At 52.1% G+C, this 25377-nt stretch carries 24 protein-coding genes; 19 read left to right on the plus strand and 5 right to left on the minus strand.

Going from position 1 to position 25377, the window contains the following annotated elements; genetic code table 11:
* Positions 1-7: 7 nt before the first annotated feature.
* On the minus strand, positions 8-1309 hold the full coding sequence (locus tag QFZ34_RS02620) for an ABC transporter substrate-binding protein (protein WP_307276536.1): 1302 nt from the start codon (positions 1307-1309) through the stop codon (positions 8-10).
* 211 nt (positions 1310-1520) lie between these two features.
* Here QFZ34_RS02620 and QFZ34_RS02625 point away from each other — a divergent pair, with 211 nt between their 5' ends.
* From QFZ34_RS02625 to QFZ34_RS02680, 12 genes are all read left to right on the plus strand, one after another.
* A complete protein-coding gene (locus QFZ34_RS02625; protein WP_307276540.1) occupies positions 1521-2720 on the plus strand; it encodes an ROK family transcriptional regulator in 1200 nt (399 codons plus the stop codon).
* A gap of 34 nt (positions 2721-2754) precedes the next feature.
* Positions 2755-3855: a Gfo/Idh/MocA family protein gene (locus QFZ34_RS02630; RefSeq protein WP_307276542.1), complete on the plus strand. Its 1101-nt coding sequence runs from the start codon at positions 2755-2757 to the stop codon at positions 3853-3855.
* 17 nt (positions 3856-3872) lie between these two features.
* Positions 3873-4514, plus strand: coding sequence for a ThuA domain-containing protein (locus tag QFZ34_RS02635; RefSeq protein WP_307276545.1), 642 nt, complete (start codon positions 3873-3875; stop codon positions 4512-4514).
* An 87-nt stretch (positions 4515-4601) separates the two neighbouring features.
* Positions 4602-4952 carry a prolyl oligopeptidase family serine peptidase gene (locus tag QFZ34_RS02640; RefSeq protein ID WP_307276548.1) on the plus strand — a complete coding sequence of 117 codons (351 nt, stop codon included), beginning with the start codon at positions 4602-4604 and terminating at the stop codon, positions 4950-4952.
* Positions 4953-5020: 68 nt separating this feature from the next.
* Positions 5021-5293 carry a hypothetical protein gene (locus QFZ34_RS02645; protein ID WP_307276551.1) on the plus strand — a complete coding sequence of 91 codons (273 nt, stop codon included), beginning with the start codon at positions 5021-5023 and terminating at the stop codon, positions 5291-5293.
* Between the two features lie 463 nt (positions 5294-5756).
* A complete protein-coding gene (locus QFZ34_RS02650; RefSeq protein WP_307276554.1) occupies positions 5757-6587 on the plus strand; it encodes a response regulator transcription factor in 831 nt (276 codons plus the stop codon).
* 945 nt (positions 6588-7532) lie between these two features.
* A complete protein-coding gene (locus QFZ34_RS02655) occupies positions 7533-8621 on the plus strand; it encodes an NAD-dependent epimerase/dehydratase family protein (RefSeq protein ID WP_307276557.1) in 1089 nt (362 codons plus the stop codon).
* Positions 8622-8700: 79 nt separating this feature from the next.
* Positions 8701-9303 carry a dTDP-4-dehydrorhamnose 3,5-epimerase gene (gene rfbC / locus QFZ34_RS02660; RefSeq protein ID WP_307276561.1) on the plus strand — a complete coding sequence of 201 codons (603 nt, stop codon included), beginning with the start codon at positions 8701-8703 and terminating at the stop codon, positions 9301-9303.
* On the plus strand, positions 9300-10676 hold the full coding sequence (locus tag QFZ34_RS02665; protein ID WP_307276564.1) for an NAD(P)H-dependent oxidoreductase: 1377 nt from the start codon (positions 9300-9302) through the stop codon (positions 10674-10676). The genes rfbC and QFZ34_RS02665 overlap by 4 nt, the downstream gene beginning before the upstream one ends.
* Before the next feature lie 3 nt (positions 10677-10679).
* The gene (gene rfbF / locus QFZ34_RS02670) at positions 10680-11456 is read left to right on the plus strand and encodes a glucose-1-phosphate cytidylyltransferase (RefSeq protein WP_307276567.1); all 777 of its coding nucleotides are present in this window, start codon (positions 10680-10682) and stop codon (positions 11454-11456) included.
* Between the two features lie 71 nt (positions 11457-11527).
* Positions 11528-12517: a glycosyltransferase family 2 protein gene (locus QFZ34_RS02675; protein ID WP_307276570.1), complete on the plus strand. Its 990-nt coding sequence runs from the start codon at positions 11528-11530 to the stop codon at positions 12515-12517.
* Positions 12518-12611: 94 nt separating this feature from the next.
* On the plus strand, positions 12612-14060 hold the full coding sequence (locus tag QFZ34_RS02680; protein WP_307276575.1) for an oligosaccharide flippase family protein: 1449 nt from the start codon (positions 12612-12614) through the stop codon (positions 14058-14060).
* 35 nt (positions 14061-14095) lie between these two features.
* Here the strand turns inward: QFZ34_RS02680 and QFZ34_RS02685 are convergent, their stop codons facing one another.
* The 4 genes from QFZ34_RS02685 to QFZ34_RS02700 form a co-directional block, all read right to left on the minus strand.
* On the minus strand, positions 14096-14944 hold the full coding sequence (locus QFZ34_RS02685) for a glycosyltransferase family 25 protein (RefSeq protein WP_307276578.1): 849 nt from the start codon (positions 14942-14944) through the stop codon (positions 14096-14098).
* 6 nt (positions 14945-14950) lie between these two features.
* Entirely contained in the window at positions 14951-16222 is a 1272-nt protein-coding gene (locus QFZ34_RS02690) for an O-antigen ligase family protein (RefSeq protein ID WP_307276580.1), read from the minus strand.
* A gap of 27 nt (positions 16223-16249) precedes the next feature.
* Positions 16250-17533: a polysaccharide biosynthesis/export family protein gene (locus QFZ34_RS02695; RefSeq protein WP_307276583.1), complete on the minus strand. Its 1284-nt coding sequence runs from the start codon at positions 17531-17533 to the stop codon at positions 16250-16252.
* Positions 17534-17617: 84 nt separating this feature from the next.
* Complete coding sequence (locus QFZ34_RS02700) at positions 17618-18298, minus strand: sugar transferase (protein ID WP_307276588.1); 681 nt, start codon at positions 18296-18298, stop codon at positions 17618-17620.
* A gap of 642 nt (positions 18299-18940) precedes the next feature.
* On the opposite strand from QFZ34_RS02700, the gene QFZ34_RS23285 reads away from it, so the two are divergent.
* From QFZ34_RS23285 to QFZ34_RS02730, 7 genes are all read left to right on the plus strand, one after another.
* Positions 18941-19210: an exopolysaccharide production repressor protein gene (locus QFZ34_RS23285; protein WP_370878674.1), complete on the plus strand. Its 270-nt coding sequence runs from the start codon at positions 18941-18943 to the stop codon at positions 19208-19210.
* A 45-nt stretch (positions 19211-19255) separates the two neighbouring features.
* Positions 19256-20254: a glycosyltransferase family 2 protein gene (locus QFZ34_RS02705; protein ID WP_307276592.1), complete on the plus strand. Its 999-nt coding sequence runs from the start codon at positions 19256-19258 to the stop codon at positions 20252-20254.
* Between the two features lie 162 nt (positions 20255-20416).
* Complete coding sequence (exoK, locus tag QFZ34_RS02710; protein WP_307276594.1) at positions 20417-21199, plus strand: endo-1,3-1,4-beta-glycanase ExoK; 783 nt, start codon at positions 20417-20419, stop codon at positions 21197-21199.
* A 107-nt stretch (positions 21200-21306) separates the two neighbouring features.
* Positions 21307-22404 carry a glycosyltransferase family protein gene (locus QFZ34_RS02715; protein ID WP_370878709.1) on the plus strand — a complete coding sequence of 366 codons (1098 nt, stop codon included), beginning with the start codon at positions 21307-21309 and terminating at the stop codon, positions 22402-22404.
* A gap of 32 nt (positions 22405-22436) precedes the next feature.
* A complete protein-coding gene (locus QFZ34_RS02720) occupies positions 22437-23450 on the plus strand; it encodes a glycosyltransferase family 2 protein (protein ID WP_307276599.1) in 1014 nt (337 codons plus the stop codon).
* A complete protein-coding gene (locus tag QFZ34_RS02725; protein WP_307276602.1) occupies positions 23440-24399 on the plus strand; it encodes a glycosyltransferase family 2 protein in 960 nt (319 codons plus the stop codon). The genes QFZ34_RS02720 and QFZ34_RS02725 overlap by 11 nt, the downstream gene beginning before the upstream one ends.
* Positions 24389-25363, plus strand: coding sequence for a glycosyltransferase family 2 protein (locus tag QFZ34_RS02730; protein ID WP_307276605.1), 975 nt, complete (start codon positions 24389-24391; stop codon positions 25361-25363). Before QFZ34_RS02725 ends, QFZ34_RS02730 begins: the two co-directional genes overlap by 11 nt.
* Positions 25364-25377 lie beyond the last annotated feature (14 nt).

Genomic DNA, 25377 nt, shown 5'->3' on the forward strand with positions numbered 1-25377 from the left:
ATCAAGCTTATTGTTCCAGCTCGAAAGCGTCCTGGATCTGTTGAGCGCCTTCCTCCGAAGTCATCTGGCCGGAAACAATTTCCACCGAGACATCATTGACCACACGACCGATGGCCGCGCCCAGGGTCTGGTCGAAAAAGTTCTGGTGCCAGGTGGAGGCCGCAAGCTGTTTTGCCGAATCTGCCAGCAAAGGATTGGTCACACCAGCTTCCGCACCCACTGCCACTGGCAGGATCATGCCAGCCTGTGCCATTTTCTTCTCGTTGTCGGTATTTGTCAGGAAGGTGGCGAAGTCGATCGCCTCTTTTGAGGCATTCTTGGTCAAGGCCCAGCCGTTCAGGCCGCCGAGTGTATCGGTTGCAGCACCCGCACCGCCTTCAACGGCCGGAAAGGCAAAACGGCCAATATTGTCCGGCGCAAGACCTTTGCCGTCACCGGCATTCTTGCGCTGGTTGGCTTCGGTATTGTCGAAACCAAGGATCATCGCTGCTTTGCCATCGCCAAATACACCAAGTGCTTGTGGCCAGGAAGCGCCAAGATAACCCGGCTGAAAAGGCTCCAGCTTGCCGAATTCTGCAAGCTGTTCGCCAGCCTTGATGATAGCCGGGTCCATGAAACCTTCGCCCTCGCCAGTGCGTGCAGCTTCGAACACCTTCTGTCCGCCGTTGCGCATTACAAGATAGCTCCAATAGAAGTGGATAGGCCACTTCTCGCCACCACCACCGGCGATAGGCACCACACCAGCGCTCTTGATCTTTGTCACAGCGCTGCCGAGATCGGACCAGTTTTTGATGTCTTCTGCCTTCACGCCAGCCTTAGCGAACAGCTCCTTATTGTAGAAGAAGCTAACGAGGCTGACCCTGTAAGGCACGGCCCAGAGCTTGCCATCAAAGCTCAGGCCGGTGATGGCAGCCGAATTATAAGCGTTGCGCAGCTTGCCGTCATCCGCGTCAAAGGCTGCCGTTATATCCTGCAGGGAGCCGGTCTTGGACTGTTCCTGCAAAACTCCACCACCCCAACTGTAAAATAAATCGGGTACGTCATCAGACTGCAGAAGGGTTGGCAGCTTCGCCTTGAACGCCTCGTTTTCGAGGAACTGCAGTTGAATATCCACATCAGGATGCTGCGCTTCATATGCGGTGGCGATCTCCTCCCAGACGGCCACGGCTTTCGGGTCCAGTTCAACGTGCATCCACTTTACAACTGCTGCTGCGGAGCTGGTTGCGCCGAGCATAAGCGTCATGCTTGTTGTGGCGGCAAAAGTAATCAGCTTGTCGCGAAGGCTTGCGCCTTCGTGCATATAAGTCATGATCATATTCCTCCCATGGGGGAAATTCCTCACAAATTATTCCCCTATACGGATTAATTCAGCTGAGCCTTGGCTCAATGTCAAGCTAAAACAGGAGATATATTGGCATATTGGCTTGACATACCCTAGGCAGCGCCTGTTATTTAATCCGTTACCCGATAAAAATACGCCGTGTTCAACGTCAATATTGGTGTCATTGCAGCAGGATCTTATGAAAACCGCCGACCCAGAACTCATGCGGGCAATCAACCGCTTCAGCGTGCTCGATACCGTGCGTCGTCATGGCCCGATCTCACGGATCGAGATCAGTGGGCGAACTCAGCTTTCAACAACGACAGTCTCCGCCATCACGGCGTCACTGCTTGATGATGGACTCATCCTCACCCGCCACGAGGGGGACATTCGCACCGAGGGTGTGCGTGGTCGCCCTCGGGTGATGCTCAAACTCAACCCGGAAGCGGCGCGGGTGGTTGGTGCAAAGATCGCGGCCAGCCGGATGATGTTTGTTGTCACCGATTTTTGCGGCGACGTTCTTTCCACGCTGTCATTGCCCATCAGGGTGGACCGCCAGCCAATCGGGGTGATTGCCGATCTGGTGGAGGATGGCGTCAGGCGCTGCGTTGTGGATGCCGGGCTTTCGTTGGAAGACGTTGATATGGTCTGCCTCGGTTTGCCGGGCGTGATCGAACACCGCACCGGGCGGATTCGCAGCAGTCCAATTTTTCGCGAGATAAATGTCGATTTTGCCGACGAGATGACCCGCCGCCTTGGCGCTCCGACGATGATCGAAAGCGATGCCCATGCTGTTACGTTGGCGCATCACTGGTTTGGAAGCGCTCGTGATCTTAACGACATGGTTCTGATCTCGCTCGAACAAACGCTTGGCCTCGGTGTGCTGCATGACAACCAGTTGTTTCGCGGAGCGGGAGGCCTCAGCCACAATTTGGGTGATCTTGTGCTGAGCGCGGGATCGGCGGGCACGGTGCGGCTGGCAAGTCAGGCGGGGGAAAATGCCATTCTCGGGGCGAGATCTGCCGATGGACGCTTCGCGGAAGCGATCCGTCTTGGGCGCGGCATGCAACATGCGCAGACGCTAGTGAAGGCGGAAGACAATGAACTGATCAACGCTGCCATCCGTGCAGGAAGCGCTGTTGGCGTGACGCTTGCCAACATAGTTACTTTGTTTGCACCGCCGCTCGTTATCATTGTTGGCTCCAGTCTGGAGTTGGGCGCGCCTTTCATCAATGCACTTCAGGACGCCTATGAAACGGCCGTTCCGCCATCGCTCAAGGGCGTTGCTGAATTGGTTTTTCATAATTCGAGTGATGAACTGTGGGCGCAGGGCGCTGCGGCAGTCGCACTTCACGAGCTTTACGAGTCGCCATGGAGCACCACGGGCCCGGCGCTCTGACATGCAAAGTTAGAACAATCCAAGGGAGGAAAGAATGGACAAGGTCGGTATAGGGATCATCGGTTGCGGCAATATTTCGGGAGCTTATCTCAAAGCGATGGCATCCTTCCCAATCCTTGATATTCGCGGGATTGCCGACCTTAACCATGCACTTGCCGAGGCCAAGGCGTCAGAATTTGGAGTTTCTGCACGCAGCATCACTGATCTACTAGCGGATCCAGATATCGAGATTATCGTCAACCTGACCATCCCCAAGGCTCATGTGGAGGTCGGCCTTCGCATACTGGACGCTGGCAAGCACGCCTATTCAGAAAAACCTCTCGGAATCAACTTCGCCGAGGGAAAAAAGCTTGCCGATGCCGCAAAGGCTAAAGGCTTGAGGGTCGGGGCTGCACCGGACACGTTCCTGGGTGGCGGTCATCAAACGGCGCGCACCTTGGTTGATCAGGGTGTTCTGGGGCAACCGGTTGGCGGCACGGCAACCTTCATGTGCCCCGGCCATGAACGTTGGCACCCAAACCCGGACTTCTATTATGAGGTGGGTGGCGGGCCGATGCTGGACATGGGACCTTATTACCTCACTGGTCTTGTCGATCTCCTTGGTCCCGTGGCGCAGGTTGCGGGTTTTGCAATAGCGCCACGCAAGAAACGTCTGATCACGAGTGAACCAAGGAACGGCGAGTTTATTCCCGTTGAAGTAGCAACCCACGTTGCAGGTGTGATGGCATTTGAAAACGGTGCTGTCGTGCAGGTCGGGATGAGTTTCGATGTGGCGGGGCATAAACACCTGCCACTTGAGGTCTATGGTACTGAAGGCACGTTGATCGTGCCGGACCCCAATCATTTTGGCGGTGAGGTGCAACTGCTCAAAAAGGGTGGTGCTTTTGAAGTGCAGGATCTGTCATCGCCCTATGCCGATGGCAATTACCGTTCGATAGGCGTCGCCGATCTGGCGCATGCCATTCGTTCAAAACGTCCCCACCGCGCAAATGGTGATCTGGCGTTGCATGTTCTGGAAGTCATGGAGGCATTCCAGACTGCAGCCGGTAGTGGTCAGACTGTCGCGATCACCACACGGACGGCGCGTCCGGCAGCGCTTTCGGAATCTCTGGTCGATGGCCAGTTGGCAAGGTAATGCGAGGAGAAAAAACTATGCGTGAAGCACTGATTGTCTGGGGTGGCTGGAGTGGGCACGAACCGGAAGAATGTTCGGTTATCGTCAAGGACATTCTGGAGCAGGAGGGTTTCAAGGTCTATGTCGAACATGGCACCGAAGCCTTTGCGGACCCGTCCATTCATGATCTGAGCCTGATCGTTCCGATTATGACCATGTCGAAGATCGAGAAGGAAGAAGTGAAAAACCTCACGGCGGCGGTTGAAAGTGGTGTGGGGCTTGCTGGCTATCATGGCGGGGCTGGCGATAGTTTTCGCGACAGCGTAGATTACCAGTTCATGGTTGGCGGTCAGTGGGTAGCCCATCCGGGCAACATCATCGATTACAAAGTAAATATCACAAGGCCTGACGATCCTATCATGAAGGGCATCGAGGATTTTCCGTACAGCTCGGAGCAATACTACATGCATGTTGATCCGTCCAATGAGGTGCTGGCAACAACTACTTTCACGGGAGACCATGCCTGGTGGATTGACGGTGTGGTGATGCCGGTGGCTTGGAAGCGCAAGTACGGCGAGGGTAAGGTTTTCTATTCCGCTCTTGGACATCAGGCTAAAGAATTTGCTGTTCCGCAAATGCAGACGATTTTTCGGCGTGGTGCTCTCTGGGCAGCGCGATGAGGATATGTAAGGCCCTTGCCGGATCGTTGGCATTTTACCGCGGAGCGAGTTCGCAACTTTTGCGACAGAAATTTTGCTGAAAATTCAGTGCCGGCGGATTTTTCACGAATCAGCATCAGAGCAAGAGGCTTCGGTCCACTCAGTGAGGCCGATTTCCGCAACCTGCTGTCCTATTCTCCCTATCATAATGTCAGGGCAGGCAAGCCGTATCCAGCGATCCTGGTGACGACAGCCGACGCGGACAATCGAGTCGTGCCGGCGCACAGCTTTAAATATATCGCTGCACTACAGGCTGCCGATCCGGGCCCCCGGCCGCGGCTGCTCCGGGTCGATACCCGTGCGGGCCATGGCACAGGCAAGCCGACCGCTAAATTGATCGAGGAAGCGGCCGACATGTTGGCTTTTGCCGCCCGTTGGACGGGGTTGAAACTGCCATGAATAAGCGCCAATCCGCACCTGTGCCAACTGGCGTCATCACTATAATTTAAATTCACCTGCGCAAGCGCATGGACGAGCTATTTACTGAGGAGGGATTGGTATTGCACGAGCAGAAGCAAGACAAATTTGATATGGATGCCGGTGCATACAAACTGGCGGTTAGCGCAGTTATTCGGGCCCTCGTCGAACACGCAAGCGATGCAGATTCAGAATTGCGCGGCCGCATTACTTTGGCGATGGAAGCTTACATAACAAAGCTCGACCCACAGTCGGAGCGAGAGGAAGACTTTGCAGAAAGGGCCCGAGGTTACGTCGCATTGCTTGTCCGACCAACCGCCTGATGACCCTGGCGCTCGAAGGCTGCTGGTTGAAAAGTATAATTCCTGATGGAGAGTCGGACGACGCCTACGAGAAGGTTGAGGCCGTCCGGTCCATGGGCAGTTGCCTCGCGGGGGCGCCGTACGCCGAACACTGACAGTGAGTGCATCAACCTGCTATGCCCGAGAATGCGCGAACTGCATAACCAATGCGCTCATCAGCGCCTGAATCCTCGCCATCTTGTAGAGGTCAACGTGTGCAACGAGCCAGACGTCGAGTTCAGCGGAATGCGGCATGATCCGTACAAGGTCGGCGCGTCGCGTCACGACGGCGTCACGTTACATTTATTAATTCTTTTTTAATCCATACGGGGTGGCAAAAAGACTCCAGTTGGAAGAGATAAACCAGATTATTCATAACATTTTAGAAGACTAAAGCAGACCCGGGAGGAATAATTTTTCTGTCGAAACGGTGTAGGGGACAATTATGAGTGCAAAAATACCGCAGATAAAGCCGGGCAATGTTTATCCTATTTCAAAAATCGAAGGTAACCCCCGGAGCATGAAAGGTATATTTATATACGCCGAAGCGGGCGCAGTTTTCCAAGGATTGGTACATTCCCTGGAAAGAACATTTGCAAATATCACCATTCATCTTTCCAGCAAGTTCGTAGAGATCGAAGCCTTCGATAACGAAATCGGGCTCGTCCTTGTCAATACCGGATTTGTATCGAACCTCAGCGAGTGCACTGCGCGCTGCAGGAAACGCTTCCCAAATGCATCCATCACGATGATGATTGATGACAGTGGGGCGCATTTGGATGAATTGGCCAATCTTTTTGATGATCAATTGATCCAGGGATTGCTGCCGTTCAGTCTCAAACTTGATATTTGGCTGGCAGTGATATGGTTGTTGCTCAATGGCGGCGAATATGGCCCTTCCGCAATTATTCGTTCATCCGAAAATGCGTCAGGCCGGGCTGGCGTTCAGGAGAACCAATTGGGCGAACAAATCAAAAATTCACCTGATATCAGCAATCAGGTAAAGATGTTGACGTCGCGAGAGCATCAAATTCTAGACCTGATCTCGCTTGGATTGCAAAACAAGAACATCGCGGACCGGCTCAAACTTTCCGAACACACGGTAAAGGTGCACGTACACAACCTTATTCGTAAGCTTCGGGTTCACAACCGCACTCACGCCGCGGCTGTTTATCGGAACAACAAGGAACGTGAGGCTTACTCGGGACCGTTAAAGGGGTACCAAGCGCCCGTGAGACATGTCGAGCATGCCATGGAGATTGGCAGAGTGGCATAAGAGTGCGAGCCGCTCACAACAATCAATTTTGATCGCCACACCATCCAAGGACTTGCGACACAAGGGCCCTGTCTGGAGACAGGGTCCGCGTGCAGGATATTGCGTCGATAGGTGGGCCAGCAGGTAGGACTGGAAGGCTGGATACAACACAATGTTGTTCTCACACAAAGACGGCTCGAGCCGCACGGTCCGCAAGCATTCCATCTTCTAACAACTGTCTATACGGGCATGAGGGCGACCCCGATAGCTCCCTTGAACAGTTAAATCGTGCCTGCCGGTAGCGCACTTCCATTTCCACTCGTTTCTGCCGCCATTTTGAACGCGCGGCTGAAACACACGGAGGCGCTTGGCCGCGGCGATCGCGGGCCTCGCATCGGCCATTGCGACTGGTGGCGCAATCACTCGCTTCTGTCTAAAGAGACGATGGTGTGGGCGTCAACCGGCCGGACTAGCTGCGGGAACCGAGCCGGTTCCCAGAAATTGAGTCACTGGCATCAACGGACTGTTCCCGATGCGAACTAAGTCGTAGCTCTCTTCTTTCAAGGCGCTCAGAGCCTCCTCATACGTCTCGAATGCGTCAAATCGTGCACCTCGAGGGGAGTGCCTTATAGAAATCAATACGACCGGCCGCGTGCTCATCAATGTCCCTCCATTTGTTATTATAGGTTTAGTTTATCTTGATTGAGTAGTCATTGAAGCCTCTAATTAGAGCTAGATTCCGCTGGTAGTCCGCAAGTGTGCTGCCTCCTAGCTTTCGCCGACTGGCAAGGCAGCGTTACGTCTAAACGGTGGGCCTACGCCTTAGTAGGTAAAATCTAACTCCATGTATTGAATGTCTTAACTTCAATAATCATCGTACATTTTTTCATAATCTGCTTGCCAACAATCAATGGCCGTTACGTGGAGAGGGAAAGTCTTCGCGGGCTGGAATAACGGGGAAAATCTATGAAAATTCTTATCACTGGTAACATGGGCTATATCGGCCCCGTTGTCGCCCAGCATCTGCGTCAAACATTCCCACATGCCACAATAGTCGGGGTCGACAGCGGTCTGTTTGCTCACTGTCTCACGACAAATGCTTTCCCTGAAACCGTTATAGATGAGCAGATATTTGCTGACGTTAGAGATTTGACCAGCGCTATTTTCGAGGGCGTCGATGCCGTCGTCCACCTTGCCGCGGTGTCGAACGATCCGATGGGCTCACGCTTCGAACAGGTCACTGAAGAAATCAATCAGAATGCGACGGTCCGCGTGGCCAAGCTTGCGTCTGAGAACAACGTTAAGCGTTTTATTTTCGCCTCCAGTTGCTCAATGTATGGATATGCCGAAGGTGGTGCTAGAACCGAGGGAGATCAACTGAACCCGCTCACCGCCTATGCGCGATCGAAAGTGGGTGCGGAGACAGGTTTGCAAAAAATCAGCGCCCATAGCGGCATGGTCGTTACAGCATTGCGGTTTGCGACAGCGTGCGGTTTTTCAAGCCGCACGCGCCTTGATCTCGTTCTCAATGATTTTGTGGCATCCGCGCTCAACACCGGACGTATATCTGTTATGAGTGACGGCACGCCCTGGCGACCGCTGATCCACATCGAAGACATGGCCCGCGCAATTGAATGGGCGATTATACGATCACCCGAACACGGGCAGTTCCTGGCGGTCAATGCGGGTTCAGAAGTGTGGAATTATCAGGTCCACGAACTGGCTGCCGCTGTGCAACAGGCAATGCCTGGCGTGAGTGTCGACATCAATAAAAATGCGCAACCGGATAAACGTTCATATCGAGTGGATTTTTCCCTCTATAGAAGTCTGGCTCCCGATCATCAGCCTCAGGTCATGCTCAAGGAAGCTATAGAGAATCTGCGTGATGGATTGACTGCAGCCAGCTTTAACAGTCCGGCTGACCGTCCCGCTTCCCTCATTCGATTTAATGTTCTTGGAAACCATCTGGAGCAAGGACGCCTTGGGCCAGACCTCCGCTGGATTACGGCTGGGTCGCCTCGCGCGCAATCTGAAATTTCCGTTGCTGCCGCATAGAGTTTCATAACCTTCGCACTGGAATCCAAAAACTGGTCCGAATTGCGAACAATCCCGCGTTCATCGCACAGGAATACAGATGATATTTCGAGATATAGGACTAACCGGTGCGTGGCTTATTGATCTGGAAAAGAAGGGCGATGAGCGGGGTTTTTTTGCGAGATTTTTTTGCCAAGATGAGTTTTCGCAAAAGGGGCTGGAGACAGACTTTGTTCAGATCAACACGTCCCTGAGCGTTGAAGCCGGAACGCTGCGCGGAATGCACTACCAACTTTCACCATTTGCCGAGGTAAAGGTCGTGCGCTGCATCAAAGGTGCACTGTGGGATTGCATTATCGATCTGCGTCCAGACTCACCGACCTATCGCAAGTGGTACGGCGCTGAACTGAGTGAAGAAAATCGTACAATGCTCTATGTCCCGCGCGGTTTCGCACACGGCTTTATAACTCTTAGTGCCAATACAGAAGCATTGTATCTTGTGAGCAACCGTTACGCGCCAAGCGCGGAACGCGGCTTGCGATGGAATGACCCCGTGTTCGCCATTGATTGGCCGCGGACGCCCGTCGAAGTATCCGTGAAGGATCGGTCCTGGCCCGATTTTGATCCAGCATTTCACGGTACGGATCTGTTGCGTTCCGACAAACTCGTCCGTTCGCCCATTCCCACTGGAGTATCAGTATGATTATCGTCGATAGAGCTATCAAGGCGCGCATGGCTACCGGGCGTCCGGTGGTTGTGGGAATGTATGGTATCGGATTCATGGGCCGCGGCCTATTGATCAATGTCGAGCGCTATATGCCGGTTCTTCGCATTGCTGCGATCTGCAACCGAAATGTCGCGCGCGCCATCAATGCCTTCGTTGATGCTGGTATCGAACGTGGCGATATCGTTGTTGTGTCGAGTCAGGCTGCGTTTTCCGCAGCACTGGAACAGGGCAAGCGCATTGTTACGGACGATCCTTTGCTGATAGCGAGATCGGCACAGATTGACATCGTTCTAGAAGCCACTGGGCACGTCGAATATGGCGCGAACGTAACGACTGAATGCATTGCAAATAGGAAGGATGTGGTCTCGCTCAATGTAGAACTCGATGCGACTGTCGGGCCCTTGCTGCGCATCAAAGCCGAAAAGGCCGGGGTGATATTTACTGGGGCTGACGGTGATCAACCTGGCGTGACGATGAATCTGGTGCGTCACGTGGAGGCAATGGGTTTACGGCCCTTGGTGTGCGGAAATATCAAAGGACTTCAAGACCGGTTTCGCAATCCAACGACACAAGAGTCCTTTGCGAAGCAGTGGAATCAAACTCCCAGTATGGTTGCCAGCTTTGCCGACGGCACAAAAATGACTGCTGAACAGACTATTGTTGCCAACGCCCTCGGCTTTAAGGTTCCGCAAAGAGGAATGATCGGCCGCGAACATCTTGGTCACGTGGATGATCTGGTGGACTTCTACGATATCGAGCAGTTGCGTGAGCTGGGGGGGATCGTGGACTATGTCGTAGGCACTCGTCCCAGTCCCGGAATTTATGTGTTGGCCGAAGCTCGCGATGACAATCAATCCTTTTTTCTCAATCTTGGCAAACTGGGGAAAGGCCCTCTCTACAGTTTTTACACCGCCTGGCACATGACAGTATTGGAGTTTGGCATATCGGTCGCGCGTGTGGCGCTTTGCCGTGATGTCATAATCGGCACAACTGACGCGCCATCGATGGACGTCATAACGATGGCAAAACGCCCGCTCAAGAAGGGTGAAACTATTGACGGTATGGGTGGATACCTGACCTATGGTACCGGTGAGAACTACGATGTTAGCCGGCAGCAGCGGCTTTTGCCCATGGGACTTGCCGAAAACTGTCGTCTGAAACGTGATGTCGGCATTGACGAGGCACTCACCTATGATGATGTCGAGTTACCGGAAGACAGCCTCGTTCACGCACTTCGTCAGGAGCAGGACACCCTGTTTCCTGCCGCCCGCCCGTCCACGCAGCAATTTCGGCAAGATATCCCGTACAGTTCAATCAACAATTCCATCGAACCACTTGAAAGAGCCTAATCCATGAAAGTTGTCATTTTCGCAGGCGGTTTCGGTACGAGGCTAACGGAAGAAACAACAGCGCGGCCAAAGCCGATGGTAGAGATTGGCGGTCGCCCGATCATTTGGCATATAATGAAAATCTATGCGCATCATGGGTTTACAGAATTTGTTGTGCTTGCCGGATATAAAGCCGAAGTTATCAAATCGTATTTCTTGAATTATTTCATGCTTAACAGCGACTTCACTGTGGATCTTGCATGCGGTAGCGTCAGTTGGAAGCAGAAGGAAGCTGAAAACTGGAAGGTTACTGTCCTCGATACGGGATTGGATACGATGACAGGCGGCCGGTTAAAACGGGCCCGCGAAGTAATTGGCAATGAAAGGTTTCTGCTGACCTACGGCGATGGGGTTTCCAACACCGATGTTGCAGAATCCATACGCACGCATGAGCGGGGTAATAACTGGATTACGTTGACGGCCGTAACCCAGCCGGGCCGGTATGGTGCGCTTGGTCTGTCGGAGGATTCAGCCAAGGTACACGCTTTCCGGGAAAAAATTGCTGGAGACGGCGGCCTGATCAATGGCGGTTTTTTTGTGTGTGAGCCGGAAGTGTTCGATCTCATTGATGGTGACGAGACCGTATGGGAAGAACAGCCAATGGAGCGCGTGATCGAGCGTGGAAAACTGGGTTCGCACTGGCACCAGGGGTACTGGCAGAGCATGGATTCTTTGCGTGACAAAGCGGTGCTGGAAAAGTCGTGGGCGGATGGCAGCGCCCCGTGGAAAATTTGGGCCTGAGCAAGATCAAAGGTGCCGTTTCCACTTGTTAATGTAAGATCGCCCTCGTGGTTTGATCGATAGGAATGCACATGAAAAAGATGCCGCTGGTGGCAGTCGTGACTCCCACTTATAACGGTTCCCGATATCTGGCCGAGACCCTTGCCTCAGTGCAGGAACAAACTTGGCCGAATCTGGTCCACGTTGTCCTCGACAACAACAGCGGCGATAATACGGCAGCTATCGTTGATAGCTTCAGGGCAGGAAAGGTTCCCATTTTATACGCACGCAACGAAATCACGCTCGCCCAGCGGGAGAACTGGAACAAGGCATTTTCTCTGGTTCCAGATAACAGTGAGTATGTGCGGTTACTGTGCGACGACGACACGATCTACCCCACTTCCATTGAGAAAATGGTTAATCTCGCCGAGCAGGACAAGAATATCGGCGTTGTAGGAAGTTACGATGACGGCCATCTGAAGGACTTTCGCTGGCCCGTTCAGCGTGAAATCTTTGATGGTTCGGAGGCCTTGGCCAGGGCGCTGACCGGCCGGGGCGTGATTATGCCGATCCAGATGATGTGGCGTCGTAGCATTGTCGAACAGCGCGCACCTCTGTTCGATCACTCCATTATAGGCGGCGCATTTGACATGGATACGGTATTTGATCTGTTGACGCGTTCCAAATTCGGGTTTGTTCACGAAAGTCTTGGGTTTACACGGGCGCACCCCGATTCAGTTTCCAATCTCGTCTATGGCCCCAATACCCACTCCAATACCAGAGATCACTTTGATCTTTTGCTAAAGTACGGACAAACAGCGCTTTCTGCTCAATACAGGGAAACGCTCGTTCATTTCCGCCGTATCTATGTACGCCAGATCATGTTGTGGTGGTGGAAGGATGCAGGTATTGCGGACATCAAAAGCCATATCTCTGCTTTAAAGCGTGGGGGGTTTGATTTTGGACCCATGCTTGTCATTGATGCATTGCTTGACTGGCTGCTGCGAAAATTCAGTTTACGCACTCACTGCCAAGCCGGTTTCGCACCGCCCCAGTCCATTACTGGTAAGCTGAATTCATAGATATGATTGCAAACTGAATGCGGCGCTTGCGCCTGAAAAACGTGCAAGTAACCCAATGAAAGTCCGGCATCCGGACCTGAGGAATTAAGGGGCGATGACTGACATTACCATAGGTAAGTCACTGCATAACAGCATGGTGTGGAACGCATTGAACATGCTGACCACGCAAGTCGCCGGTTTCCTGATTTTCCTGATTATAGCGGGGAGAATATCGCCGGAAATATTTGGACTTGTAGCACTCTCGGCTGTTCTGGCAGACATTCTCATGAATGAGGGCCGGACGGCGGGCATGGATGCGATCATCCAGGAAAATGATTTCCGGCCAAGAAGCTTGAACTCAGCATTCTACAGTCTGATGGCAGTGGCTGTCGTGTTCGCGTTAGTCCTGATTGTTCTAGCGCCTTACCTTGCCAACGTGCAGGGCAAGCCGTTGGTCGCGCAATTCATGCCTGTTTTCGGAATATTGGTGCTTTTTGTTCCATGGTTGTCCGTGATGGACGCCTTGATCATGAGAAATCTCAACTTCAAGGTCATGACCCAGCGCAATATAATCAGCACTATTGTTGGCGGTGGCGCAGGGATAGCTTTTGCTTTTTCCGATTGGGCAATATGGGCGCTCATTATCCAACGCAGCGTTTCGATGGCAGTCATCGTCGCCTTTGAATTCAGTTATACCCGCTGGCATCCGGGTCTGGCAGCGGACAGAAATGTGGCCGCAGCGATAGCAAAACGGTTCTTCCCTCTTTGGGCAATTGGAGCCTTCAACCTGCTATTGCACAGGATCGCGACCTTTGTTTTCGGTTTGCGCTACAGCGCTCATGTCCTTGGTCTTCTGCGCGCGGCTGACCGGATCAATGAATCTATCCAGGCACCATTGATCAGCCCCCTCTATTCGCTTTGGTTGCCGCTCATGACGCGTGTGCGCGGCGATAAGGCAAAAGAACGGGAAATCTATGTCGCAATTGTCAGAACAGCTGCCTTTTTTGCGATGCCCGCGTTCGCAGGTCTGTTCGTGGTGGCAAATGACATCGTGGATCTAATCTTGCCTGAACGGTATTCCGATGTGGCATCGCTGATGCGCGCGCTATCGATTGTTTCACTATCAATTCCGTTTGTCTGGTTCAACACACTGGCGATGAATGCGCTGGATATGAACAGAACATCCCTGATTTTTAGTGTCTGTTCAGTTTCGGCCTGCATCGTCGCTCTTCTGCTGTCGAGGGGCGTCTCCCCGCAAGAAGCGATCCTGTGGACTTCGGCACCCGCTCTGGTCATGGGTATTGCCGGGAACATAATTATCCATCGGCGGCTTTCGCTACCGCATTGGGAAGCTTACGCGGGATTGTTGCCGGCAATAATTGCTGCCGGGGCGATGGCACTTGTAACGACGTATGTTCGTATGGAACTGGCCTTGTGGCATCCGGCAATTCGGCTCGTTGCCTGCATTACCCTTGGAGGCGCCATATATTTCGGCTGGCTGGCACTCTTCAACAGGAGATGGCTGGTCGAGCGCGTCGACCTTTTGCGCGGCCGGGCCGGTTAGCCCATCGGAAATACGACAGCCGTAAAAGACGACACCTAACCCAGGTCCAGACATCTGGAGATGGTTTTTTCCTTACCTTGGATTCGCTGCATTAAAGCCCTGTCAAAAGCCTTAAACTTTCTGTCCGAGGAACGTCGACGTAACTTTTCCGATATGTTTGACACCGCGAAGTCCAATTTTTGGCGTCGGGTGACCAATTTTTCAAGGTTTAAATTCTCGCGGGCGATGGTATCCCTGTTGGCCGAACCATGAATGGTGGTGCTGTAACCGAGCTCCATGACAGGGAAGGGATAGATGAACGTTATCGGTAGCCTGGTACACCAGAATCTGTCGATCAAATCGTCAATAGGTCGATTGAGTGCGCCAAGGGACATCAAATGTTGCAACAATTGTGTGGCACCGATCCTTGACAAGACGTAAGCCTGGGTACCCAGAAGAGGCCAGGAACCACGATAAAACGTATATCTGCCAATGCTGCTTATATACCGGGAAGGCACAAAATAGCGGGCATAGAGTTTAAGGTAGTGAAGCTCCAGCTTGTTCATCACCTCGGCCAAACCGTGAATATTGAAAAATGGATCGAACTGAACGTCGTCTTCCATAATAAGTATGTTCTGAAGATTACTGTCTAAAAACTGTTGCAGCATGGCAATATGGCTTGCAGCGCAGCTGACCTCGCCCGGTGAAAGCACAGAGCGACGAGCTCGAAAAGCAACATCGGCTTCGTAGGCAATTGGAAGTCTGTCGGCAGTCAGGGGCTCGAAGAATTCCCAATGACGATAGCCCATTTTTGAGAACATAGCCGTGATAGTCTCACGCCGCTGCGTTGAATTCTTGAGAGAGAGGACATAAACACCAATATTAGTCACCTCATCAATTACCATTCGAGTTCACCTTCGCGAATACCGCAGTCCGTCGTGATAGGCGGCTTGCGGCAAGGAATTCACTGGACGATCCGCATGGCGTTTGATCGCGATTTGTCCGGCAAGATAGTAAAGCAGGAACGATCCGATTGTGTAAGGCTGGATAAAGTCGATTTCGAAAAATGACCGTATAAGCAACAGAACCGATACGCCGAACAAAAGGTGCGCGCTCTGGGCCTGCGGATAATCCAGCAGGCGGCCTAAATTGCCGAAGACCACGATGGCCAGGATCGCTATAATGAGCACCAGACCGGCGTATCCGAGCTCGACAAGAACCTCGATGTAGGTGTTGTGAAAATGAAATCCGCTTCGGGTGGCAATGTAAAATTCATCCCACAACCTTTCAGCTTCGGAAAAACCCTGCACCCAATATGCCTGGTACCCCATGCCCAGCCAAGGGGAGGATTGAAAAGCTTTTAATCCTTCCTGCCACAGATAGGTGCGACCAGTCAGCGTCGTATCTTTGCCGAATGCACCAAGAATTACATCGAGAACGCCACTGTTTAAAGCGATTCCAGCACCTGCAATTGCAACAATCAACAATACAGAGAAAAAGACCTTCCTGTAACGCGGTGGGAACAGAAGTGCAAAGCCCAGAGTCAAGCTGATCATAATAGTGGCGACTGTCGCTATGATCGACGTTGCAGAACTTGAGTATAACAGGCAGTAGACAGCGAGTGTGCCGGCAAGAAGGGAAAATACTCTCCAGGTTCGTGATGAGCGCATTATCACGAAACTGCTAAAAGCGAAGTAGACGCCAAGAGAAGCAAAAAAACCGAGCTGGTTCTTGGATGAGAACGCTCCGACAAAATCATAGGTGCCATCCAGCTCATCATATTGGAATTCGCCGAAAACCAGCGAATAGATCAGCACAACAGCCACGCCGATCGTCATGCCGCGCATGAAACTGGAGGTGCTGACCGTGCGAGAAGCAATCAATGCACATATGATCGTTGTGGCGTACTGGATGCCTGCCCGAATGGTGACGGGAGGTGCCGCTGACCAGGCAAACGATAAAATGGCCAGTGTGACAAAGGAAAATATCCAGTAAAAGCGGACATAGTTTCCCAGCACTTTGCGGTAATCAAGAAAAACCAATGGCAGCCATAATGCATAGAAAACCAGGATCGAGAGAAATCCGAAGATTATGGAATAGGCAAACACGAAAACCGACGCTGCCGTTGCCGCAGTAGCATACTTCTGGTTGCGTTCGGGATCTATGAAAGTGGACTTGCGCATAACACTGTCTCGGGCAGAGGCCGCTGATTATGCGGGATTTCGAGAAACAGTGACTTTTACCATATCTCCAGGCATGAGCAGTGTGTTTTCTTCGGCCGCAATTTCAGTGACCTTGCCATTTTCCGCGCGAACGATTGTATAGTTCAGCAAGGGTGCCGCAACGCCCGCTGCTATTGCGGCAGACTCGGGTGCACTGACTAGAGCTTCCGCCATGAGCTTTTTGTACATGACCAGCTTCAGCGTATTTTCGTCTAGTGCTGCCTGGGTGGTACGGTTTTCCACCGTCAGCGCTGCTTTACGCGTATTGGCAAGATCGGAGGCGTCACGGGTCGCTTTGTTAACTTCCTGCTTTGCCCGCAGCGAGGCAGTGTCGAGATCAAGAAGCTTGCCCTCCATATCCGCAACCGTTGTCTTCAGGTCCATGAGCCGTGAATTCACCACGAGGCCCTTGTCGGCCAGGCCGCCGATGCTCTGTAGTTCATCTTTGGCAAGGTTGAGCTGTCTGTTTTGGACGACCATCTTTTTTTCGAGCGAGATGATTTCGGCCTCGTACAGAGCTTTGAGTTCTTGCAGAGCGCTCAATTGCAGATCCACCCCGGTCTGTTTGGACACCATGATTTCTTTTTCAGCCGAAATCAAAGCGGCGGATTGGGGATCTTTCGCGATCTCCGCAGGAACGGTGATCTCTTTTTCATTTTGCAGTTCCGCCTGGATACGGGCAAGCGTTGCGATCAATCGGTTGCGTTCAGCAATCAGGACAGCGTAGCTTCCCTCCGCGTTGAAAAAATCGCGCTCAAAACGCTGTCCCTCGTCTGCGGACCGTCGCATGCCGCCCGCCAAACTGACGGCTTTCAACACTGTCATATCCGGTTCAAAGATGTACTTTCCTGGTAGCTGCACAACCCCGGACACATATACTGGACGAAACTCGACAATCTCGACCGATGTTTCCGGCAGGTCAATCAAACCGAGCTTCTGCTGCAATGAATGACTGATGGCTTCAGCTGCGTCGTGTGGAGTCTTGCCGGATACCGGAATAGATCCGGCAAATGGAAGCGTCAGGTTTCCCGAAGACGTTATCGTATAGGTAGACGTAATAGCTGGCCATTCACGAAACGTACCCTCCGCGGTCTGCCATTGGGCGACTTTCACAGACACCTTATCCAACGCGCCAAGTGTGTAATCCGACGCGTATGCAATGCTTGCAAAAACGCACATTCCCCCCATACCCAAGACGCGGAAGGTGGGGCGCAGATACCGCCACGGGTTGTTGAGAAATGGTTCAACTCCTCTTGCTATCAGTCTGTACACGCGTCGTCTCCAAATTTGCTGCGTATTGGTTCTTGTGGGGCCACACGCACAATGCTCCCTGTTTAGTCGTCTCGTTCCAACCGCTTAATACGATCCCTTGGCGGTACACACCGCTGGAATCGTTTTTATTATGATGGCGATGTCCCCGGCGAACGACCAGTTCTCGACATAGCATCTGTCCAACGCCACGCGCTTGTCGTAAGAAACGTCGTTGCGACCGCTGACCTGCCAAGCGCCGGTCAAACCAGGACGCGAGCGCAAATAGAATGCAGCGCACGTTCCGTAGTACTCGAGTTCCTCTAAAACGATTGGCCGCGGCCCCACGATACTCATTTGTCCTGCAAGAATGTTGATAAGCTGGGGAAGCTCATCCAAGCTCAATTTGCGCATAACCGCCCCTACATGGGTAACGCGCGGATCACATTGAAGCTTTCGGTTGGCATACCATTCAGCCGACGCTGCGGGGTTCCCGGCAAGATAAGTTTCAAGGACAATCTGCGCATCGACACGCATCGTTCGGAACTTGAGACACCGAAATGGTTTGCCACCCCGACCGATACGCGTGTGTCCATAAAAAATGGGTCCGCCATCCCCGGTCTTTACGAGGAGCGCCAGCATGACAAAGAGAGGAGCCAGCAAGAACAAACCCGTCACGCCCGCGACGATGTCAAAGAGCCGTTTGACAGACCCGCCCACGGCAGCGTTTTCTGAGGTGCCTGCATCGTTGAAGAACGGAGAACCGGCCAACTTTACCGAAGGCTTCATTTTTTGCTCCAAATCAGTCTGTAAAACTAAAAAAACGTTAACAGAAAAGCCGTACGTTGCAACGCACACAAGACCTAATAAAACGAATTAAGCGGTATCGATCTATAGGTGAAACAAATCGATATAAGTATAAAGACTTTTTGGGAAAACTAACAGTTCAAATTGAGCAAGTATATTACAGTTTATCTAAGAGGCAGTAATGATTGTAACCTCAAATTATCTGGTAAAATTAAGAAATTAAGCTTACTCCACGCGGGAGTAAATTCAATTTGTTCTCTACGATTACATCGACGTCTAATTATATTTTCTAAGTTTTCGCTGATCTATATTGGGGCGATTTTCATCGGGTTGGCTCGAAATCATCGCGTCGCTTTGTTGGAAACGACGCTAGTCAATTCGATTTAAATGACCGAATTTCCACAGTGTGGACGTAAATGTTGCTATCCTGACACAGAACAAATGGCGGGCAGCGTCCATGCCGAGGCGAGTGGCAAGGCTTGTGCAATAACCATTATTTCAATAGTATGCTGGTTTTAATCTTAACCTGATTTTACGAAAGCAATGTTTAGGTGCTGTTGTGTTTTCGGATCAGATTTCGGTTTTCCGAGATTTGAACCCGATTATGGTCCAGGGAGCAGAGCAATGAAGTTTCAGCGATTTTTGATCGGGTTCATTGCGGTGCTCCTCTTGTTCGGAATCGTGACTTACGTTTTGAGCCAAAACATCTGGACCACCCTTGTCCAGACTCTCATCTGTGCGTTTGTCATCCAGCTTGGATACTTTTTAATTATAGTGGCGATGGTCAAGATTCGCCGGCGCCGTTCTTCTTCGCAATCAAATGCGGAAGAAGACAATGGCTCGGGTAAATCAAGCCCTGTGCTTCACGCCCCCCGATTGAAACACACTCGCTGATGTTGGCTTGCACCACGACGATTTCAGCGGAGCGACGTCATTAAGATGGAAGACGGAATCTGCACTGTGATTGCCGCGCGTAATGCGTCTCAAACGATAGCAAGGGCCATTCATTCAGCCTTGCGCGATCCCTATGTCGAAGAAGTCATCATTATCGATGATGCGTCCGAGGATGATACGACCCAAGTTGCGTATCAATGCGATGATGGGACAAAACGTCTGAAAGTCATACGATTTGATGTAAATAAGGGTCCAGCGGCAGCTCGCAATCATGCTCTCGATTCCTCAAGGGCGCCTGTCATCAGCATCCTTGACGCGGATGATTTTTTTATCGACGGCAGGTTCTCAAAATTGATGCCGGTCGAGGGTTGGGACATCATAGCCGACAATATCGCATTCATTGAGGAACGCGATGGCGATAATTTTGACATTGGAGCGGTAGCGGCGTTCGATGGTTTGATATGGCAGCTTGATCTTGCCACGTTTGCACGACGCAATATCAGCAAACGTGGCGTGCGACGTGGAGAACTCGGCTTCCTCAAGCCCCTTATCAGACGTGAATTTCTCGATAAACATAAGCTTCGCTACAACGAACGAATGCGTCTTGGAGAAGATTATGATCTGTATGCACGCGCTTTGGCAGCCGGAGCATGTTTTTACCTGACAAACAACTGTGGCTACGCCGCCGTCATCCGGCCAGATTCGCTCAGTGGCCAACATTCGACAGAGGATCTGGCACAACTCGCAGCGGCCTCAGAGGCATTGTTGCACCTTAATCTGCCTCGCGATATTGCCCTTGCATTACGGGAACATGCTTCGCATGCGCGTGCAAAGTACCTTCATCGGAACTTTCTCGACATGAAAACGCGCAATGGCCTGCCGGCGGCTGTGTTTGATGCCCTTGCTGATCCACTGGGTTTCGCCCGCACGACGAGGGCAATATTTTTGGACAAGCTCGATAAATTGTCGCGAAATTCCAGTACTTCTTCTCGTGAGGGTGAAGTAAGATATCTTTTTGAAAATGGGCGAATAAATAGCAATTAACTAAATTTGATCAATGGAATCTCAATCGATTTGATTACCGTGCCGGGTAGCTCAATCTTTCCTGTATAGACTACACTAACGCTTATTCGAAATCATGGGAAACGAATCCCGGATTTGCGAAGTACATCTTAGGTTCGTACTTTCGAAAGAAGAAAGCGTGTGATGAAGCATCTACGTGGCAGTTATATTATGCTTTCCGCCGCCGTGTGCGCATTCGCTGCTACCGCGGCAGCATCATCAGAAAAGCCAGGCTCTTCCTTCGTTGAAACCTTCACCGAACTCAATACAAATCGCTGGTATGTGTCGGACGGCTGGACCAATGGTGATCATCAGAACTGCATTTGGTCAGCTGAACAAGTCGCGGTAAACGAAGGCGGGCTGACCCTGGGCTTTGCAGAAAAAAAGACCAAGGAACGCCAGCACGTCTGTGGAGAAATCCAGACAAACGCACGGTTCGGTTACGGCACCTTCGAGGCCAGGGTGCGTTCTGCGGGCGGCTCGGGTTTCAATACCAGTTTCTTCACCTATATCGGGCCGGCTCATGAGCAACCCTGGGACGAAATAGACTTTGAATTCTTAGGAAAGAACACGTCGCAGGTTCAACTCAACTCCTATGTCGACGGAAAAGGCGGAAACGAGAAACTCATAGATCTTCCCCGAAAGGCGGATACGGAATTTCATGACATTGCGTTCGTGTGGGAGAAGGACCGTATCAGATATTATGTTGACCAAAAACTGGTTCACACAATCACCAGTCCAGCTGCCTTGCCGGGACATCCTCAGAAAATCTATTTGAGCCTTTGGGCCAGTGACACACTGACAGATTGGCTTGGCGCTTTTGCCAAACCCGAAGTGCCGGTATCAGCACAATTTACACGCGTGGCTTATACGGCCCTGGGCGAGCCCTGCCAGTTTCCCGAATCCATCGCCTGTAAACTCCAGTAGACCAACAGCATTGACGTTGTACGAAAAGAATCGACAAGGACCGAAAGTTGCACATTCTCTACCTCGTTCACGATCTTGACGATCCTGCGGTTCACCGGCGGGTGGAAATGCTTCGTGCTGGGTGTGCAAATGTAACCCTTGCGGGATTTTCGCGAGGCAATAGATCAGAGCGAGATACTGGGGCTCAGAACGTATTCGAACTTGGGTCGACCCGAAACGGCGCATTCGCTCAACGGATAATTGCTGTCGGCAAAGCAATGTTGTCGTTGGGACGCTCGTTCAGACGCATTGAACGACCAGATTTGATTCTTGCCCGAAATCTCGAGATGCTTGCCTTGGCGAACCGTGCCTCACTTTTATGGAAGACTCCGATCGCCTATGAAAGTCTCGACATCCACCGGTTGCTTCTAAGAAAAGACCCCGTTGGAGCGACACTGCGCGCAGTTGAACGTTTGTTGGCAAGACCAGCGCGTGTTCTTGTTACCTCGTCTCCAGCATTCGTGGACAATTACTTCAGGCCGTTTCGTATCATTGATGCACCAGTAATGCTCATCGAGAACAAGGTCTATTATCCCTCAGCAGCCGGCCCTTTGGCTGTGGTGGTACGACAGGGCAGGCCGTGGAGAATTGGTTGGTTCGGCGCCTTGCGGTGCCGACGCTCGCTTGAACTGCTCGCATCCTTTACCCGCGCGATGGACGGTGCGGTTGAAGTGATTTTGCGCGGCCGACCATCGCTAAACGAGTTCGCAGATTTCGAAGGCTTTGTTAAGAACGAGCCCTTCATTCGCTTCTGCGGACCCTACAGAAATCCCGAGGACCTGCGCGCGATCTATGAAGACGTGGATTTCTCGTGGGCGATTGATTTCTTTGAGGCAGGTCAAAACTCAAATTGGCTTCTGCCCAACAGGCTTTATGAGAGCTGCCTTCACGGAGCAGTTCCTATCGCCATGGCTGGAACCCAGACTGCGTCGTTTCTCCAACAGAAAAATCTTGGCATGATTCTTGGTGAGGCCACGCCGGTGGCGCTCATGACGATGTTCGGCCAGCTAGATCGCGCAGGTTACGCAGAAGCCCAGGCGCGTATCGTTCAAGAGCCCAAATCCAGCTGGCAGCACTCAAAAGTTGATTGCACAGATCTCGTTGAAAGATTTCGGCGGCTGGCAGCGCCGGACCAAACCGATGTTTTTAGTCAACTCGTCGCCTGAACACCCGACAAGACAATACTGAAGGATAGGAAATGGAATTCCAGCGCATTGAGCCACGAGGCCGATCTGCAATGATTGTCATTCCATGCTTGAATGAAGCGAGCTACATCGGAGGGTTGATCGAAAAGTTGAATAAGGATGCACTGCGCTTTGGCATGAAAATCGTCGTCGTCGACGGCGGCAGCAGCGACGGAACCAAGGAAATTGTCTCTAATATGCTCGAGCACAATGACAGGTTGATCCTGATGCATAATCGAAAACGAGTTCAAAGTGCTGGTATTAACCTGGCTGTCGCTACATATGGTGACAGGTACGACTATATTATCAGGGTGGATGCCCATGGGCACTATCCAGACGGTTATTGTGCGACGCTGCTTGACGAAATCGAGAAGACGGGCGCCGATAGCGTGGTCGTGGCCATGGCCACTGTAGGAACAGGTGTGTTCCAAAAAGCTACCGCAATGGCGCAGAACTCAAAACTTGGAAACGGGGGCGCGAAGCATCGTGTCGGCGCCTCCGGCCATTGGACAGATCATGGTCATCATGCCATCATGACGGTCAGCGCGTTCCAACATATCCATGGATATGATGAGACATTTGCCCACAACGAGGATGCTGAATTTGATTGTCGGCTGAGCGCTGCCGGATATCGGATATGGATGACGGAAAAAACCCATATGGTTTATTTCCCGCGCTCTGCCGCGTGGCCACTGTTTTGCCAGTACCTTGGCTATGGTCGCGGGAGAGCCAAGAATCTGGCCAAGCACAAAATGATCCCGAAAATTCGTCAGGCGATCCCATTGTTTGTGATGCCGGCGGTTGTCATGGCCCTGTTTGCAACGATCCACTGGTTAGCTGCCGTTCCCGCTGGTCTGTGGTTTGGAGTATGTCTGAGCTACGGGCTTTGGCTTTCGCTGCGAGAACGCAGCCTCTACGGCCTACTTGCCGCTCTGTCGGCAATGATTATGCATCTGGCCTGGTCCACGGGCTTCTGGTTGCAATTAACGGGGATTTCGCAGGTTCCGGTGCCAGACTATGAACAATGAACGCGCGCTCCTTGACAGGCGGGTAAAAGTGACGGTGTGTATCTGCACTTATCGCCGTCCCCAAATTGCAGCGACCTTGCGCTCTGTCGACGCATCGACCGGCATTGAGGACTACCAAGTTGATATCTTGGTTGCTGACAATGATCTGAAGCCCACTGCCAGAGAACTTGTCAGTTCGCTCGCAAACCAGCTTTCGATGAGGGTACGATATATCCATGCACCTTCTTCAAACATCTCGCTTGCCCGCAATGCCTGTCTTGAAGCTGCTGCCGGCGATTACGTTGCTTTCATTGATGACGACGAAACGGCCTCTTCGACCTGGTTGTCCCACCTTTTGCGGAAGGCATGTTTGGCGAACTCTGATGTTGTGCTGGGACCGGTCAAAGCCATCTATGGAATTCATGCGCCCGGCTGGATGGTCCGGGGCAAGTTCCATGACACGCTGCCGGTGTGGGTAAAAAACGAAATCCGCGCCGGGTACACGTGCAATGCCCTTATCCGCCTCGGTTCCCCGGCAATCATAGGTCGTCGCTTTGATCCTGCGCTTGGCCGCACAGGAGGCGAAGACACGGTTTATTTCCATGGCGTGTGGAAAATGGGCGGAAAAATTGATTACGCACCGGACGCATGGGTTGAGGAATCCGTGCCGGGTAATCGAGCAAGTTTTAAATGGTTGCGTGAACGTCGATTCAGGTTTGGCCAAACGCACGCTATTCTTGCGAACGAAAGAAAAGGGAAGGTGGGACTTGCCGGGCACATGGTGCTTGCGGGCGCAAAGGCTGGCTACAGTTTCATGGTGGCATTGGTCGTATGGTTTTTACCCGTGCGACGAAACAGGTGGCTATTGCGCGGAATTATGCACGCGGGAGTCGTCAGTCGGCTCGCGGGAATGCGTACGATTGAAGCCTACGGAGTTGCGGGCAAGGGAGATCAGAGGAATGCGTCCTGACGTCAGTGTTGTCATTGCTGCATATAATGCGGAAAAGACGGTAGTCCGTGCCGTGAGCAGCGCTCTGGCACAGCTTGAGGTCAGTCTTGAAGTGATCGTGATAGATGATTGCTCAACCGACGGTACAATCAAATTGTTAACTTCAACATGGCCGGATACGGTCAGGGTGATCCAACTAAAGAACAACGGCGGTCCAGGGCAAGCCCGTAACGCGGGGATTGCCGAGGCGCGCGGACACTGGATCGCAATCCTCGATGCCGACGACGAGATGTTGAGCGGCCGATTGAAAGCGATGGTGGACCATGGGAACAACACCGGAGCTGATGTTGTCGTTGACGACATCCAGGTGGCTGACGGCAACATCACCGCGCCATACCCCATGTTTGCCGGCCGCTTGCAGATGATGTCAGGATTAACATTGGCGGCGTTCATTGATTCCAATCGGATATTCAGCAAAAAGTTCAATTATGGCTATCTAAAGCCAGCTTTTCGCCGTGATTTTTTACGCGATCACAATCTGAGATATAATGAAGCACTCCGCATCGGAGAGGATTATCTTTTCATGGCCTCGGTGCTCGCATGCGGCGCAAGATGTTCGATCTTGCCTGTGGCAGGATATCGCTACAACATCACGGCAGGGTCGATCTCGCGTGTGCTGAACCGCCACCATGTTCTGGCAATGCTTGAAGGTGACAATGCATTCGTTTCAAGTTTCAAACTGGATGAAAAGGCGCAATTAGCGCAAGCGCGCAGAACTTCCAACTTAAGGGAGGTTCTCAACTTCCTGATGTTGGTCGATGACATCAAACAAAGACGAGTGGCTGCGATCGCTAAGATGGCATGGAGGAACCCACGCGTGTTCCGGTTTCTTCATATGCCCTTGCTTGTCAGGATACAACGCGCAGTGTCCCATATCATGCATTCAATCGGACCGCGCAAAGTCGATATCAAGGCATCGCTATGAGAAAAGGTTTGGGA

This window comes from Phyllobacterium ifriqiyense (assembly GCF_030817885.1).
Classification (GTDB): domain Bacteria; phylum Pseudomonadota; class Alphaproteobacteria; order Rhizobiales; family Rhizobiaceae; genus Phyllobacterium; species Phyllobacterium ifriqiyense.

What these genes read in the sequence shown, in the direction of transcription:
- QFZ34_RS02650 (WP_307276554.1), top strand. Translation starts at nt 5,757, where the DNA reads ATGAGTGCAAAAATACCGCAGATAAAGCCGGGCAATGTTTATCCTATT.
- QFZ34_RS02720 (WP_307276599.1), top strand. Translation starts at nt 22,437, where the DNA reads ATGGAATTCCAGCGCATTGAGCCACGAGGCCGATCTGCAATGATTGTC.
- QFZ34_RS02625 (WP_307276540.1), top strand. Translation starts at nt 1,521, where the DNA reads ATGAAAACCGCCGACCCAGAACTCATGCGGGCAATCAACCGCTTCAGC.
- QFZ34_RS23285 (WP_370878674.1), top strand. Translation starts at nt 18,941, where the DNA reads ATGAAGTTTCAGCGATTTTTGATCGGGTTCATTGCGGTGCTCCTCTTG.
- QFZ34_RS02635 (WP_307276545.1), top strand. Translation starts at nt 3,873, where the DNA reads ATGCGTGAAGCACTGATTGTCTGGGGTGGCTGGAGTGGGCACGAACCG.
- rfbC (WP_307276561.1), top strand. Translation starts at nt 8,701, where the DNA reads ATGATATTTCGAGATATAGGACTAACCGGTGCGTGGCTTATTGATCTG.
- QFZ34_RS02715 (WP_370878709.1), top strand. Translation starts at nt 21,307, where the DNA reads ATGCTTCGTGCTGGGTGTGCAAATGTAACCCTTGCGGGATTTTCGCGA.
- QFZ34_RS02700 (WP_307276588.1), bottom strand. Translation starts at nt 18,298, where the DNA reads ATGAAGCCTTCGGTAAAGTTGGCCGGTTCTCCGTTCTTCAACGATGCA.
- QFZ34_RS02655 (WP_307276557.1), top strand. Translation starts at nt 7,533, where the DNA reads ATGAAAATTCTTATCACTGGTAACATGGGCTATATCGGCCCCGTTGTC.
- QFZ34_RS02730 (WP_307276605.1), top strand. Translation starts at nt 24,389, where the DNA reads ATGCGTCCTGACGTCAGTGTTGTCATTGCTGCATATAATGCGGAAAAG.
- QFZ34_RS02645 (WP_307276551.1), top strand. Translation starts at nt 5,021, where the DNA reads ATGGACGAGCTATTTACTGAGGAGGGATTGGTATTGCACGAGCAGAAG.
- QFZ34_RS02680 (WP_307276575.1), top strand. Translation starts at nt 12,612, where the DNA reads ATGACTGACATTACCATAGGTAAGTCACTGCATAACAGCATGGTGTGG.
- QFZ34_RS02665 (WP_307276564.1), top strand. Translation starts at nt 9,300, where the DNA reads ATGATTATCGTCGATAGAGCTATCAAGGCGCGCATGGCTACCGGGCGT.
- QFZ34_RS02690 (WP_307276580.1), bottom strand. Translation starts at nt 16,222, where the DNA reads ATGCGCAAGTCCACTTTCATAGATCCCGAACGCAACCAGAAGTATGCT.
- QFZ34_RS02725 (WP_307276602.1), top strand. Translation starts at nt 23,440, where the DNA reads ATGAACAATGAACGCGCGCTCCTTGACAGGCGGGTAAAAGTGACGGTG.
- QFZ34_RS02620 (WP_307276536.1), bottom strand. Translation starts at nt 1,309, where the DNA reads ATGACTTATATGCACGAAGGCGCAAGCCTTCGCGACAAGCTGATTACT.
- QFZ34_RS02705 (WP_307276592.1), top strand. Translation starts at nt 19,256, where the DNA reads ATGGAAGACGGAATCTGCACTGTGATTGCCGCGCGTAATGCGTCTCAA.
- QFZ34_RS02675 (WP_307276570.1), top strand. Translation starts at nt 11,528, where the DNA reads ATGAAAAAGATGCCGCTGGTGGCAGTCGTGACTCCCACTTATAACGGT.
- rfbF (WP_307276567.1), top strand. Translation starts at nt 10,680, where the DNA reads ATGAAAGTTGTCATTTTCGCAGGCGGTTTCGGTACGAGGCTAACGGAA.
- QFZ34_RS02630 (WP_307276542.1), top strand. Translation starts at nt 2,755, where the DNA reads ATGGACAAGGTCGGTATAGGGATCATCGGTTGCGGCAATATTTCGGGA.
- exoK (WP_307276594.1), top strand. Translation starts at nt 20,417, where the DNA reads ATGAAGCATCTACGTGGCAGTTATATTATGCTTTCCGCCGCCGTGTGC.
- QFZ34_RS02685 (WP_307276578.1), bottom strand. Translation starts at nt 14,944, where the DNA reads ATGGTAATTGATGAGGTGACTAATATTGGTGTTTATGTCCTCTCTCTC.